The organism is Klebsiella sp. JN_Kp127, from assembly GCF_040062505.1.
GTDB classification, from domain to species: Bacteria; Pseudomonadota; Gammaproteobacteria; order Enterobacterales; family Enterobacteriaceae; genus Klebsiella; species Klebsiella quasipneumoniae.
Window position 1 is genome coordinate 19,227 of record NZ_JBEAHS010000013.1, and the last position, 15,061, is coordinate 34,287.

The 15,061-nt window shown below is 53.8% G+C and carries 12 protein-coding genes; 2 read left to right on the top strand and 10 right to left on the bottom strand.

The window, feature by feature from the left end; genetic code table 11:
• Window positions 1-123: 123 nt before the first annotated feature.
• On the top strand, window positions 124-429 hold the full coding sequence (locus ABLV04_RS07275) for a PTS sugar transporter subunit IIB (protein WP_002884150.1): 306 nt from the start codon (window positions 124-126) through the stop codon (window positions 427-429).
• 3 nt (window positions 430-432) lie between these two features.
• A complete protein-coding gene (locus ABLV04_RS07280; protein WP_004206755.1) occupies window positions 433-750 on the top strand; it encodes a PTS lactose/cellobiose transporter subunit IIA in 318 nt (105 codons plus the stop codon).
• Window positions 751-793: 43 nt separating this feature from the next.
• Here the strand turns inward: ABLV04_RS07280 and dcuB are convergent, their stop codons facing one another.
• From dcuB to ABLV04_RS07330, 10 genes are all read right to left on the bottom strand, one after another.
• The gene (dcuB, locus tag ABLV04_RS07285) at window positions 794-2,134 is read right to left on the bottom strand and encodes an anaerobic C4-dicarboxylate transporter DcuB (protein ID WP_004206756.1); all 1,341 of its coding nucleotides are present in this window, start codon (window positions 2,132-2,134) and stop codon (window positions 794-796) included.
• Window positions 2,135-2,530: 396 nt separating this feature from the next.
• Window positions 2,531-6,754 carry a DNA-directed RNA polymerase subunit beta' gene (rpoC, locus tag ABLV04_RS07290; protein ID WP_023291591.1) on the bottom strand — a complete coding sequence of 1,408 codons (4,224 nt, stop codon included), beginning with the start codon at window positions 6,752-6,754 and terminating at the stop codon, window positions 2,531-2,533.
• A gap of 76 nt (window positions 6,755-6,830) precedes the next feature.
• Window positions 6,831-10,859 (bottom strand): DNA-directed RNA polymerase subunit beta, encoded by a 4,029-nt coding sequence (rpoB, locus tag ABLV04_RS07295; protein WP_004206758.1) that lies wholly within the window; start codon window positions 10,857-10,859, stop codon window positions 6,831-6,833.
• 324 nt (window positions 10,860-11,183) lie between these two features.
• Window positions 11,184-11,549, bottom strand: coding sequence for a 50S ribosomal protein L7/L12 (gene rplL, locus ABLV04_RS07300; RefSeq protein WP_002884142.1), 366 nt, complete (start codon window positions 11,547-11,549; stop codon window positions 11,184-11,186).
• Between the two features lie 66 nt (window positions 11,550-11,615).
• Window positions 11,616-12,113 (bottom strand): 50S ribosomal protein L10, encoded by a 498-nt coding sequence (gene rplJ, locus ABLV04_RS07305; RefSeq protein ID WP_001207203.1) that lies wholly within the window; start codon window positions 12,111-12,113, stop codon window positions 11,616-11,618.
• 289 nt (window positions 12,114-12,402) lie between these two features.
• A complete protein-coding gene (gene rplA / locus ABLV04_RS07310; protein ID WP_002884036.1) occupies window positions 12,403-13,107 on the bottom strand; it encodes a 50S ribosomal protein L1 in 705 nt (234 codons plus the stop codon).
• Window positions 13,108-13,110: 3 nt separating this feature from the next.
• Window positions 13,111-13,539, bottom strand: a complete 429-nt coding sequence (gene rplK, locus ABLV04_RS07315) for a 50S ribosomal protein L11 (RefSeq protein ID WP_002884034.1) — start codon at window positions 13,537-13,539, stop codon at window positions 13,111-13,113.
• 156 nt (window positions 13,540-13,695) lie between these two features.
• Window positions 13,696-14,241 (bottom strand): transcription termination/antitermination protein NusG, encoded by a 546-nt coding sequence (nusG, locus tag ABLV04_RS07320; protein WP_001287521.1) that lies wholly within the window; start codon window positions 14,239-14,241, stop codon window positions 13,696-13,698.
• A 1-nt stretch (window position 14,242) separates the two neighbouring features.
• Window positions 14,243-14,626, bottom strand: a complete 384-nt coding sequence (secE, locus tag ABLV04_RS07325; RefSeq protein WP_002883772.1) for a preprotein translocase subunit SecE — start codon at window positions 14,624-14,626, stop codon at window positions 14,243-14,245.
• 337 nt (window positions 14,627-14,963) lie between these two features.
• Window positions 14,964-15,061: elongation factor Tu (locus ABLV04_RS07330; protein ID WP_072082015.1), on the bottom strand; the 98-nt coding region annotated here is incomplete at its 5' end.

Sequence of the window (15,061 nt, forward strand, 5' to 3'; positions counted from 1 at the left end):
GGCAAAAATGAAACCGGTTTCAATTTTTGTGTGATGACTTACACACAATCACGGTAAAGCGGTTGTCGCATCGCCAGGGCCGCGATAAACATAAGACATCACGGAACACAAGGGCCACTGACTATGAAGAATATCGTTTTGTGCTGTGCCGCCGGTATGTCTACCAGCATGCTGGTTCAGCGTATGCAAGATGCCGCGCAGAAGAAAGGTGTTGAGGTCTCAATCAAGGCCGTACCGGTCGCCGAGTTTAAAGATAATCTGGCCGCCGCCGACATTATTCTGCTCGGCCCGCAGGTGAAATATGAGCAGGCGAAGCTGCAGGCGCTGGCCGACCCGTTCGGCAAAAAGGTCGCCGTGATCGATATGATGGACTACGGCATGATGAAAGGTGATGCCGTTCTGGATAAAGCCCTTAAGATGCTGGAGTAATCGATGGAAGATTTAGAAACGATCATCATGGAGCTGCTGGTTAACGCGGGTTCTGCGCGCAGCGCGGCGCTGACGGCGCTACAGCTGGCGCGGAAAGGCGATTTTGCCGCAGCGGAGCAGGCCATGGCCGAGTCCCATGAGTTCGTCAAACATGCGCATAAAATTCAGACCCAGCTTATCGGCCTGGATGAAGGCAGCGGTAAGCTACCGGTCAACCTGATCACCGTGCATTCTCAGGACCATCTGATGAACGCCATGGTCATTCAGGATCTGGCGACCGATATGATTGAACTATACCGTCGCCTGCCCCTCGCGCAATAATCTCTTGAATTGAACGGGCGTCGCTGCCGGCGCCCGTCCCCGCTTACAGAAAGCCGTACATCGCAGCGAATACCCAGCCAAAAACGCAGGAGACGCCAACGCCGATGAGCCCGGGCAGGATAAAGCTGTGGTTAATCACAAAGCGGCCAATATGGGTGGTCCCTGAGCGGTCAAACTGGATCGCCGCCAGATCGCTGGGGTAGGTCGGCAGAATATAGTAGCCATAGCAGGCCGGCGCAGAAGCCACGATATAGGCCGGGTCGACGCCGATGGCCAGGGCCACCGGAACAATCGCCGCCAGCGCTGCCGCCTGCGAGTTCACAAACTTCGAAACCAGCAGCAGCACGATGGCATAGGCCCATGGATACTCTTTGACCATCTCCCCGAGCACCCCTTTAATTTCGGTCATGTGAGCGCCAAACATGGTCTCCGCCATCCAGGCGATGCCGTACACCGCGACGATAGCGATCATTCCCGAACGAAAGACCTCATTTTTGGAAATCGATGCCGGGTTGGTTTTAGTAATGATGATGATCAGCGCCCCGGAGAGCAGCATAAACATCTGGATCACCAGCACCATCGACAGCGGTTTACCGTCAAAGGCCGGACGCAGTTCAGAGAAGGCGCCGAGCAGCGCCACCACAGCGATGGAGGCCAGAAAAATCCACATCGCTATCCAGTTGCTGGTGGGCAACTTTCTATCCAGCAGCGTCGCCGTATCGCCATAGACGTAATGGCGGTTCTCCGGTACCGCAATAAACGCCTGGAAGGCTTCGTCTTTATCCAGATCTTTGCCACGGAACCAGCTGAAGATGCCAATGGCTAAAATGCCCAGCAGTGTGGAAGGAATGGTTATCGCCAGCAGATCGAGAAACTCGAGATGTTTACCGTTAAAGGTAAAATTCCCCAGCATCGCCACCAGCGAGACCACCGCCACCGAGACCGGGCTGGCGATGATCCCCATCTGGGCGCCAATGGAGCTGGCGGCCATCGGACGCTCCGGGCGAATGTTATTCTTAATCGCCACATCGTAGATAATCGGCAGGATGGTATACACCACGTGACCGGTACCGCAGAGGATAGTCAGCGTGCAGGTGACGAAAGGCGCCACAATAGAGACATATTTTGGATTACGCCGCAGCAGCTTCTCGGCAATCTGCAGCATGACATCCAGGCCGCCGGACGCCTGCAGCGTCGCCGAGGCGGCCACCACCGCAATGATCACCAGCATCACATCAACCGGCGGTTTACCCGGCTGGAGATGAAAAACAAAGACGAGGATCACTAAACCGATGCCGCCCAGCAGCCCCAGCGCAATACCGCCTTTTCGGGCACCATAAAACAGACAAATTAAGATAATAATGAGTTGTATCGCGAATTCCATGCAGCCCCCAGAGCCTGTCCGCTCAGACCTAAAGTAATGATCCCTACCTGCTTCCGGGATTATTTCTGCGCCTTGTTGGGGGAAGCATGAGATGCAGCGATCCCTCTCCAGGCCGTCGCGCCGAAGATAAAGCAGCAGCAGTAATCCCATGATTCATCAGGTATTTTGAATATATCCTCTTTAAATTGTTTATTTTTTGATATGAGTAGAAGTTTTACCCATATATAAAGAAAGGTTTTTGAGGTGAAAGGCTGATGGATATTATTTATGAATTAATTGCTAAAAAATTGCATCCTGGATATGGCGTAAATGTAATTAAAGACGGGGACTGCGGAGAACAGGCAATAAAAAAGCCGGTCAGGAAACCTGACCGGCTTTTTAGCAGTGCATCAACGATTAATCGTTGTCAGAACCGCCCAGACCTGCGTTCAGCAGCTCTGCCAGGTTGGCAGATGCTTCTTCCACGCTCACCTGCGGTGCCGCCGGCAGTTCGCCAGCAGCGCGACGGCGCATACGATCCTGGTGGTACGCATAACCGGTACCGGCCGGGATCAGACGACCCACGATGACGTTCTCTTTCAGACCGCGCAGTTCGTCGCGTTTGCCCGCAACGGCTGCTTCGGTCAGCACGCGAGTGGTCTCCTGGAACGATGCCGCGGAGATGAAGGACTCGGTGGCCAGAGACGCTTTGGTGATACCCAGCAGATCGCGGGAGAACGTTGCGCCCACTTTGCCGTTCGCTTCCAGTTCGCGGTTCGCGATCTTGACGCGGGAGTATTCCACCTGCTCGCCTTCGAGGAAGTCGGAGCTGCCTGCGCTTTCGATGGTGGCTTTACGCAGCATCTGGCGAACGATAACTTCGATGTGTTTATCGTTAATCTTAACGCCCTGCAGACGGTATACGTCCTGGACTTCGTTAACAATGTAACGGGTCACAGCATGTACGCCACGCAGACGCAGAATGTCGTGCGGTGCTTCCGGACCGTCGGAAACTACGTCACCACGTTCTACACGTTCACCTTCGAACACGTTGAGCTGACGCCATTTCGGAATCATCTCTTCGTACGGCTCGCTACCGTCTACCGGGGTGATAACCAGGCGACGTTTCCCTTTGGTTTCTTTACCGAAGGAAATGATACCGCTGATTTCAGCCAGGATAGCCGGCTCTTTCGGACGACGTGCTTCGAACAGGTCCGCAACGCGCGGCAGACCACCGGTGATGTCCTTGGTACCGCCGGATTCCTGCGGAATACGCGCCAGGGTGTCACCAGAGCTGATCTGTACGCCATCTTCCAGCTGAACAATCGCTTTACCCGGCAGGAAGTACTGAGCAGGCATATCGGTACCTGGGATCAGAACGTCGTTGCCCTGAGCATCAACGATTTTCAGCGCCGGACGCAGATCTTTACCACCTGCGGTACGTTCTGCAGAGTCCAGAACCACCAGCGAAGACAGACCGGTCAGCTCGTCGGTCTGACGAGTAATGGTCTGGCCGTCGATCATGTCAGTGAAGCGGATAAAACCACTCACTTCGGTGATAACCGGCATGGTGTGCGGATCCCAGTTTGCGACGGTTTCACCGCCGGCAACCTGCTCACCGTCGCCTTTCGCCATAACCGCACCGTAAGGCACTTTATAGCTCTCTTTAGTACGACCGAATTCGTCGATCAGCTTCAGCTCGGTGTTACGAGAAGTGATAACCAGTTTACCGCTGGAGTTCACAACCGACTTCGCGTTGCTGAGCTTGATGCTACCTTTGTTTTTCACCTGGATGCTGGATTCAGCAGCCGCACGAGATGCCGCACCACCGATGTGGAACGTACGCATCGTCAGCTGTGTACCCGGCTCACCGATGGACTGTGCCGCGATAACGCCGATAGCCTCACCTTTGTTGATGATGTGGCCACGCGCCAGGTCACGACCATAGCAGTGCGCACATACACCAAAGTCGGTGTCACAGGATACAACGGAACGCACTTTGACGGAGTCAACGGAGTTCGCTTCCAGCAGGTCACACCAGTGCTCGTGCAGCAGCGTGTTGCGTGGAACCAGAATATCCGCAGTACCCGGCTTCAGCACGTCTTCCGCCGTCACACGACCCAGTACGCGATCGCGCAGCGGCTCTTTAACGTCGCCACCTTCGATAACCGGCGTCATAGTGATGCCTTCCAGGGTGCCGCAGTCGTCTTCAGTGACGACCAGGTCCTGGGCAACGTCGACCAGACGACGAGTCAGGTAACCGGAGTTCGCTGTTTTCAGTGCGGTATCCGCCAGACCTTTACGCGCACCGTGCGTGGAGATGAAGTACTGGAGTACGTTCAGACCTTCACGGAAGTTCGCGGTGATCGGCGTTTCGATGATGGAGCCATCCGGCTTCGCCATCAGACCACGCATACCGGCCAGCTGACGAATCTGTGCAGCAGAACCACGCGCACCGGAGTCGGCCATCATGTAGATGCTGTTGAAGGAAACCTGCTGCTCTTCCTGACCGTCACGGTTAATCACGGTTTCGGTTTGCAGGTTATCCATCATCGCTTTGGATACACGATCGTTCGCCGCAGCCCAGATATCGATAACTTTGTTATAGCGTTCGCCCGCGGTCACCAGACCGGACTGGAACTGTTCCTGAATCTCAGCAACTTCCGCTTCCGCTTCGCTGATGATTTCGTATTTTTTCTCCGGGATGACCATGTCATCGATACCAACGGATGCACCTGAACGCGCTGCGTAAGCAAAGCCGGTGTACATCGTCTGGTCCGCGAAAATAACGGTCGGTTTCAGGCCCAGAATACGGTAACAGGTGTTCAGCATCTTGGAGATCGCTTTCTTACCAAGCGCCTGGTTCACGATAGAGAACGGCAGACCTTTCGGTACGATCATCCACAGAATGGCACGGCCAACGGTCGTGTCTTTCAGGCTGGTTTTCGCGACAAACTCACCATTGTCGTCTTTTTCGTATTCAGTGATACGCACTTTAACGCGCGCATGCAGAGAGGCCAGGCCGGCGCGATAAATACGCTCAGCTTCTTTCGGGCCAGTCAGCACCATGCCTTCGCCTTTGGCGTTAACACTGTCACGGGTCATGTAGTACAGACCCAGTACAACGTCCTGAGACGGAACGATGATTGGTTCGCCGTTCGCCGGGGACAGGATGTTGTTGGTAGACATCATCAGCGCACGCGCTTCCAGCTGGGCTTCCAGCGTCAGCGGTACGTGAACAGCCATCTGGTCACCATCGAAGTCGGCGTTATATGCCGCACAAACCAGCGGGTGCAGCTGGATGGCTTTACCTTCGATCAGAACCGGTTCGAATGCCTGGATACCCAGACGGTGCAGGGTCGGCGCACGGTTCAGCAGGACCGGGTGTTCACGGATAACTTCGTCCAGGATATCCCAAACGACAGCTTCTTCGCGCTCAACCATCTTCTTAGCGGCTTTGATGGTGGTGGCCAGGCCACGCAGTTCCAGCTTGCCGTAGATGAACGGTTTGAACAGCTCCAGCGCCATTTTCTTCGGCAGACCGCACTGATGCAGACGCAGGTATGGACCTACGGTGATAACAGAACGACCGGAGTAGTCAACACGCTTACCGAGCAGGTTCTGACGGAAACGACCCTGTTTACCTTTGATCATATCGGCCAAAGATTTCAGAGGACGTTTGTTAGAACCGGTGATCGCACGACCGCGACGACCGTTGTCCAGCAGGGCGTCAACCGCTTCCTGCAGCATACGTTTTTCGTTGCGTACGATGATATCCGGCGCAGCCAGATCCAGCAGACGTTTCAGACGGTTGTTACGGTTGATCACGCGACGATACAGATCGTTGAGGTCAGACGTCGCGAAACGACCGCCATCCAGCGGAACCAGCGGACGCAGATCTGGCGGCAGTACCGGCAGAACGGTCAGGATCATCCACTCCGGCTTGTTGCCAGACTGTACGAAGGCTTCCAGCAGCTTGATGCGCTTGGTCAGCTTTTTACGCTTGGTTTCGGAGTTGGTTTCGTTCAGCTCTTCACGCAGCTGCTCGCATTCCTGCTCTAGATCCATATTGCGCAGCAGCGCCTGGATCGCTTCCGCCCCCATCTTCGCGTCGAATTCGTCACCGAACTCTTCCAGCGCGTCCAGGTACTGTTCTTCGGTCAGAATCTGGTTGCGTTCGAGGTTGGTCATGCCACCTTCGATAACCACATAGGATTCAAAGTACAGTACACGTTCGATATCGCGCAGCGGCATATCCAGCAGCAGGCCGATACGGGACGGCAGGGATTTCAGGAACCAGATGTGCGCAGTCGGACATGCCAGCTCAATGTGGCCCATGCGCTCACGACGCACTTTAGTCTGGGTCACTTCAACGCCGCACTTCTCACAGATCACACCGCGGTGTTTCAGGCGCTTGTACTTACCGCACAGGCACTCATAGTCTTTTACCGGCCCAAAGATACGGGCGCAGAAAAGGCCGTCACGCTCAGGTTTGAACGTACGGTAGTTAATGGTTTCCGGCTTTTTAACTTCACCGAAAGACCATGAACGGATCATGTCTGGCGAAGCCAGAGCAATTTTGATCGCATCAAACTCTTCGGTTTTAGTTTGCGCTTTCAGAAACTTTAATAAGTCTTTCACGGATTTGCTCCCGTCGGAGTTAGCACATTCCGCTGCCGGGCGTTAACCCGGCAGCAGTGACCTGTTTGAGCGAGAATTACTCGTCTTCCAGTTCGATGTTGATGCCCAGCGAGCGAATTTCTTTCAACAGTACGTTGAAGGATTCCGGCATGCCCGGTTCCATCTGGTGATTGCCGTCCACGATGTTTTTATACATCTTGGTACGACCGTTCACGTCATCAGACTTAACGGTGAGCATTTCCTGCAGGGTGTAGGCTGCGCCGTATGCTTCCAGCGCCCACACTTCCATCTCACCGAAGCGCTGACCACCGAACTGCGCCTTACCACCCAGCGGCTGCTGAGTCACCAGGCTGTAAGAACCGGTGGAACGCGCGTGCATTTTGTCGTCGACCAGGTGGTTCAGTTTCAGCATGTACATGTAACCCACGGTTACCGGACGCTCGAACTGCTCACCGGTGCGGCCGTCGAACAGGGTGATCTGACCGGAAGTCGGCAGGTCGCCCAGCTGCAGCAGCGCTTTAATTTCCGCTTCTTTCGCACCGTCGAACACCGGCGTTGCGATCGGCATACCTTTACGCAGGTTTTCAGCCAGACGCAGAACTTCTTCATCGCTGAAGGTATTCAGGTCAACTTTCTGACGAACGTCAGCGCCCAGATCGTAGGCACGCTGGATGAACTCGCGCAGTTTCGCGACTTCCTGCTGCTGTTTCAGCATGGCGTTGATCTTATCGCCGATGCCTTTCGCAGCCATACCCAGGTGAGTTTCCAGGATCTGACCGATGTTCATACGAGACGGTACGCCCAGCGGGTTCAGGACGATATCTACCGGCGTACCGTTAGCATCGTGCGGCATATCTTCGATCGGGTTGATCTTAGAGATAACACCCTTGTTACCGTGACGACCTGCCATCTTGTCACCAGGCTGGATACGGCGTTTAACGGCCAGGTATACCTTAACAATCTTCAGCACGCCCGGTGCCAGATCGTCGCCTTGGGTGATTTTGCGGCGTTTCGCTTCGAGTTTTTTCTCGAACTCGTGTTTCAGTTCGTCGTACTGCTCAGCCAGTTGTTCCAGCTGATTTTGTTTCTCTTCGTCGGTCAGGCCCAGTTCCAGCCAGCGATCGCGCGGCAGTTTGTCGAGCTTCTCAGCTTCAACGCCGCCGGAGACCAGCACCGCGTAGATACGACTGAACAGACCGGCTTCGAGGATCTGCAGTTCTTCAGACAGGTCTTTTTTGGCCTGCTTCAGCTGCATCTCTTCGATTTCCAGCGCACGTTTGTCTTTTTCTACGCCGTCACGGGTAAAGACCTGAACGTCGATAACGGTACCAGAGACACCGTTCGGTACGCGCAGAGAAGAGTCTTTAACGTCAGACGCTTTCTCACCGAAGATCGCACGCAGCAGTTTCTCTTCCGGCGTCAGCTGGGTTTCACCTTTCGGCGTAACCTTACCAACCAGAATGTCGCCGCCGGTCACTTCCGCACCGATATAAACGATACCGGACTCATCCAGTTTGGAGAGCGCAGCTTCACCCACGTTCGGGATGTCAGCGGTGATCTCTTCCGGCCCCAGCTTGGTGTCACGGGACACGCACGCCAGTTCCTGAATATGGATAGTGGTGAAACGGTCTTCCTGGACAACACGCTCGGAAACGAGGATGGAGTCTTCGAAGTTGTAGCCGTTCCACGGCATGAACGCGACGCGCATGTTCTGACCCAGCGCCAGCTCACCGAGGTCGGTGGACGGGCCGTCGGCCAGCACGTCGCCGCGCTCGATAGGTTCGCCCAGGGACACGCATGGCATCTGGTTGATGCAGGTGTTCTGGTTAGAACGGGTGTATTTGGTCAGGTTATAGATGTCGATACCCGCTTCGCCCGGGTACATCTCGTCTTCGTTAACTTTGATAACGATACGGGAAGCATCCACGTACTGAACGGTACCGCCGCGCTTAGCAACGGCAGTAACGCCGGAGTCGACGGCTACAGCACGTTCCATACCGGTACCAACCAGCGGCTTATCAGCGCGCAGAGTCGGAACGGCCTGACGTTGCATGTTCGCACCCATCAATGCACGGTTGGCGTCATCGTGTTCCAGGAACGGGATCAGGGACGCACCGACGGATACCACCTGCTGGGTGGATACGTCCATGTAGTCAACCTGGTCGCGGCTGAACAAGCTGGATTCGCCTTTGCTACGGCAGGTCACCAGATCTTCTACGAAGTGGCCGTTTTCATCCAGGTTGGAGTTCGCCTGAGCGATAACGTAGTTGCCTTCTTCGATAGCAGACAGGTAGTGAATTTCGTCGGTAACCACACCGTCGGTCACTTTACGATACGGCGTCTCGAGGAAGCCATATTCGTTGGTCTGCGCGTATACGGACAGGGAGTTGATCAGACCGATGTTCGGACCTTCAGGCGTTTCGATTGGACATACGCGACCGTAGTGAGTCGGGTGTACGTCTCGAACTTCGAAGCCTGCGCGCTCACGGGTCAGACCGCCTGGGCCGAGTGCGGAGATACGACGTTTGTGCGTGATCTCAGACAGCGGGTTGTTCTGGTCCATAAACTGAGACAGCTGGCTGGAACCAAAGAACTCTTTCACTGCTGCGGAAATCGGCTTGGCGTTGATCATATCCTGAGGCATCAGGGTATCCAGATCGCCCAGAGACAGACGCTCTTTCACCGCACGTTCTACACGTACCAGGCCAACGCGGAACTGGTTTTCCGCCATTTCGCCAACGGAACGGATACGACGGTTGCCGAGGTGGTCGATATCGTCCACTTCGCCTTTACCGTTACGGATATCGATGAGCTTCTTCATCACTTCGATGATGTCGTCTTTGCTCAGGATACCGGAACCTTCGATTTCGTCGCGCAGCAGAGAACGGTTGAACTTCATACGACCAACCGCGGACAGATCGTAGCGGTCTTCGGAGAAGAACAGGTTCTCGAACAGGCTTTCAGCGGCTTCACGAGTCGGCGGCTCGCCAGGGCGCATCATGCGGTAGATTTCTACCAGCGCACTCAGACGATCGTTAGTCGGGTCGACGCGTACCGTTTCAGAGATGTATGGACCGTGGTCCAGATCGTTGGTAAACAGCGTTTCGATGCGCTTGTGGCCAGACTGGCTCAGCTTAGCCAGCAGATCCAGGCTCAGCTCCATGTTCGCCGGGCAGATCAGTTCGCCAGTCGCTTCATCGATATAGTCTTTAGCCGCCACTTTACCCGCGATATATTCAACCGGCACTTCGATATGCTTGATATCGTCTTTTTCCAGCTGACGGATATGGCGAGCCGTGATGCGACGGCCTTTCTCAACGTACACTTTGCCGTTGGCTTCGATATCGAAGGAGGCGGTTTCACCGCGCAGACGCTCCGGAATCAGCTCCATCTGCAGCTTGTTGTCGCGAATTTCAAAGACCACTTTTTCGAAGAACAGGTCAAGGATCTGCTCAGTGGTGTAATTCAGCGCGCGCAGGATGATGGTAGCCGGCAGCTTACGACGACGGTCGATACGAACGAACAGGTTGTCTTTCGGGTCGAATTCGAAGTCCAGCCAGGAACCGCGGTAAGGGATGATACGTGCGTTATACAGAACCTTACCGGATGAGTGAGTCTTACCTTTGTCACTGTCAAAGAAGACGCCCGGGCTACGGTGCAGCTGAGAAACGATAACACGCTCGGTACCGTTGATGACGAAGGTACCGTTGTCGGTCATGAGCGGGATTTCGCCCATGTAGACTTCTTGTTCTTTAATGTCTTTGACGGTGCCTTCCGGCGCTTCGCGCTCGTAGATCACCAGACGCAGTTTTACGCGCAGCGGTGCAGAGTAAGTCACGCCACGGATCTGACATTCTTTAACGTCAAAAACCGGTTCGCCCAGACGGTAGCTGACGTATTGCAGCTCGGAATTACCGCTGTAGCTCTGAATCGGGAACACGGAACGGAAAGCAGCTTCCAGACCGTACTGCCCTTCAGGATCTTGCTCGATAAACTTCTGGAACGAGTCAAGCTGGATAGAAAGGAGATATGGCACATCCAGAACTTGTGGACGTTTACCAAAATCCTTACGAATACGTTTTTTCTCGGTATAGGAGTAAACCATAGGGTTCCTCAGCTCGCTGACAAGTCGACCCATCTGCCCGCAGAGGGCAGTTTTTTATGCAACACTATTTTGTTGACCGGAAAATGGAACACTTTCCGCAATGCCTGTTGCTATCACGCTTAAACCATTTCATTGCGATTTACACAGCCCAGGAACCCTAACCTGTCGCAGTATATTAAGTCGTCGATAGAAACAAGCATTGAGAGGCAAACCAGTAGTCAAACAGCGTGAAACGCTACTGGCGCCTTACAGCGCAAAAAGGCTGGTGACCAAAAAGTCACCAGCCTCAGCCTGAGAAATCAGGCTGCAACCGGAAGGGTTGGCTTATTTAACTTCAACTTCAGCGCCAGCTTCTTCCAGAGATTTTTTCAGAGCTTCAGCGTCGTCTTTGCTGATGCCTTCTTTCAGTGCAGCCGGAGCAGATTCTACCAGGTCTTTAGCTTCTTTCAGACCCAGGCCAGTCGCGCCACGTACTGCTTTGATAACAGCAACTTTGTTAGCGCCAGCAGCTTTCAGAATTACGTCGAATTCAGTTTTTTCTTCAGCAGCTTCAACCGGGCCAGCAGCTACAGCTACAGCAGCAGCAGCGGAAACACCGAATTTTTCTTCCATTGCAGAGATCAGCTCAACAACGTCCATTACGGACATAGCGGATACTGCTTCAATGATTTGATCTTTAGTGATAGACATTTAAATTGTTCCTGAATATCAGAATAAGTTTATACGTAAGCGAATGCTTTACAATGATAACTGCGATTAAGCAGCTTCTTTCGCATCGCGTACAGCAGCCAGAGTACGAACCAGTTTGCCAGCCGAAGCTTCTTTCATGGTTGCCATCAGGCGTGCAATTGCTTCTTCGTAGGTCGGCAGAGTTGCCAGGCGGTCGATCTGCGACGCCGGGATCAGCTCACCTTCAAAGGCAGCGGCTTTGACCTCAAATTTTGCATTCGCTTTCGCGAACTCTTTGAACAGACGGGCAGCAGCGCCCGGGTGTTCCATAGAGTATGCAATCAGGGTCGGACCAACAAACGTGTCTTTCAGGCACTCGAACTGAGTACCTTCAACGACGCGGCGCAGCAGGGTGTTACGAACAACACGCATGTATACGCCAGCTTCACGACCTGCTTTACGCAGTTCAGTCATTTTATCTACAGTTACGCCACGGGAATCCGCAACTACTGCAGACAGCGCGCCTTTGGCTACTTCGCTGACTTCAGCAACAATCGCTTGTTTGTCTTGAAGATTTAAAGCCATTAGCTTTGCTCCTGGATGTTTGCCAGAGCCTATGCTCTGGAACTCACTTCACTCAATTCAACGAAAAGAGCGTCTAAATACGGTGAGCAGAAACAAGCCAGAATATCCAAAAATAATCTTAGCGTTCTGTCACCGTCTACGCAGGGGATTAAGTTTCTTGCGAAACACCTGCGGTCTTCGACGGAGGCCTGGATAGGCCAGGCTCCAACGAACAATTCGGTTACCTGCTAACCATCGTTAGCAAACGTGGGCGAAGATTGTAGACAAATTCGCCGCCCACGTAAAGGCATTAGTTTGCAGAAGCGTTCAGGCCAGCCTGATCTACTGCAACACCTGCACCCATGGTGGTGGAGATGCTAACTTTCTTGATGTACACGCCTTTCGCCTGAGTCGGTTTTGCTTTTTTCAGCGCAACCAGCAGAGCTTCCAGGTTTTCTTTCAGTTTGTCAGCGTCAAAGTCCACTTTACCGATGGTGGTGTGGATGATGCCGTTTTTGTCGTTACGGTAACGAACCTGACCTGCTTTCGCGTTTTTAACCGCTTCAGCAACGTTCGGAGTTACGGTACCCACTTTCGGGTTCGGCATCAGGCCACGCGGACCCAGAACCTGACCCAGCTGGCCAACAACGCGCATTGCATCCGGGGAAGCAATAACAACGTCAAAGTTCATTTCGCCTTTTTTGATCTGCTCAGCCAGATCTTCCATACCTACCAGCTCAGCGCCTGCAGCTTTAGCAGCTTCAGCGTTTGCGCCCTGGGTAAATACGGCTACGCGAACGGAACGGCCAGTACCGTGCGGCAGTACAGTTGCGCCACGGACGTTCTGGTCAGATTTACGCGCGTCGATGCCGAGGTTAACGGCAACGTCTACGCTTTCGGTAAATTTAGCGGTGGCCAGCTCTTTCAGCAGAGCGATGGCTTCGTTGATGTCGTACTGTTTAGTTGCATCAACTTTCTCACGGATCACGCGCATGCGCTTGGTCAGTTTAGCCATTTCTTAGTCCTCCACTACCAGGCCCATGGAACGTGCAGTACCTTCGATGGAGCGAGTCATCGCTTCAATGTCGGCACCAGTCATGTCGGCAGCTTTGGTCTGCGCGATTTCCTGCAGCTGAGCGCGGGAGATTTTACCCACTTTATCTTTGTTCGGCTTACCGGAACCAGACTTGATGCCTGCAGCTTTCTTCAGCAGAACAGCAGCCGGCGGAGTCTTGGTAACAAAGGTAAAGGAACGGTCAGCGTAAACGGTGATAACAACCGGGATCGGCAGACCTTTCTCCAGGGAATCAGTTTTGGCGTTGAACGCTTTGCAGAATTCCATGATGTTCACGCCCTGCTGACCCAGTGCTGGGCCGACCGGCGGGCTCGGGTTCGCCATACCAGCTGCAACCTGCAGCTTGACGTAGGCTTGGACTTTCTTAGCCATTCTTAAATCCTCAAATTGGGTATTAACGCTTCAGAGAAGCTCCCCGTGATTAAACATCGTTTTACGGGCCGGGCCCATAAAAACAAAAGGCGCGAAATTGTATGCCAATTTCGCGCCCTATGCAACGATTAAATCGCTGCTTTTTTGATCGCCGGCTTACGCCTTCTCAACCTGGCTGAAGTCCAGTTCTACCGGGGTCGCACGACCGAAGATAGAAACGGAAACTTTCAGGCGGGACTTCTCATAGTCCACTTCTTCCACCACGCCGTTAAAGTCAGCGAACGGACCGTCGTTAACGCGAACCATTTCACCCGGTTCAAACAGCGTTTTCGGACGCGGCTTATCGCCAACCTGCTGCAGACGATTCATGATGGCGTCGACTTCTTTGTCGCTGATCGGCGCCGGACGGTCAGAGGTACCGCCGATGAAGCCCATCACGCGCGGTACGCTGCGCACCAGGTGCCAGCTTGCGTCGTTCATGACCATCTGGACCAGAACGTAGCCCGGGAAGAATTTACGTTCGCTTTTGCGACGCTGGCCGCCACGGATCTCAACCACTTCTTCGGTCGGGACCATGACTTCGCCAAATAACTCTTCCATGTTGTGTAATTTGATATGTTCACGCAGCGACGTGGCTACGCGACCTTCAAAACCGGAAAACGCCTGAACGACGTACCAGCGCTTTTTAGGAGCTTCAGACATCTCAGAACCTCAGGCCAGTGATAAAGGAGACCAGGCGAACCAGAATACCATCCAGTCCCCACAGGATCAGTGACATTACTGCAGTCACGGCAGCAACAATCAGCGTAGTATGCAGCGTTTCCTGGCGAGTCGGCCAAATCACTTTACGAACTTCGGTTCTCGCTTCGCGAGCAAAAGCAACGGTCGCCTTACCTTTCGTCGTCAACAGCGCGACGCCACCGGCAGCAGCAATAAGAATAACCACGGCCAGCGCACGCACCGCCAGCATAATGTCGCGATAAAGGAAGTTGCCCACGATCGCCACGATCAGCAGCACGGCAACGATAATCCACTTCATCGCTTCCAGGCCGCGCCCGCTCCCTTGAGCTTCGGTATTCGCACTCATAAACCAACCTGTCAGAAGTATTCTACAAACAATTTCACCCCGCGGGGGCGAGGCGATCCAAACCGAAATTAAGTTTCGGATTATACACTTAACTATTCAAATTGCTTCAACGCTGACGGTTCTGTCGCCCCTGCCCTGCTGTTGCAAAGAAGGATACTGATTTGCCGTCGCACTACCGCTCGAATGGTTTGGTGTATAAACGCCCTCTTCAGAGCCTGTCTCAGCAATGATTATGACAAATAAAATCACTGATGAGCCAGGTTCTGGTGTGAAAGCGTGCAAAAAGGGCATCAAATGATGCCCTTTTATTGCGCATTGCGTCAAATGTTATCAGCGATTAGCCGAGAACTTTAGCAACCACGCCCGCGCCAACGGTACGACCGCCTTCACGGATTGCGAAACGCAGACCATCGTCCATCGCGATCGGGTGGATCA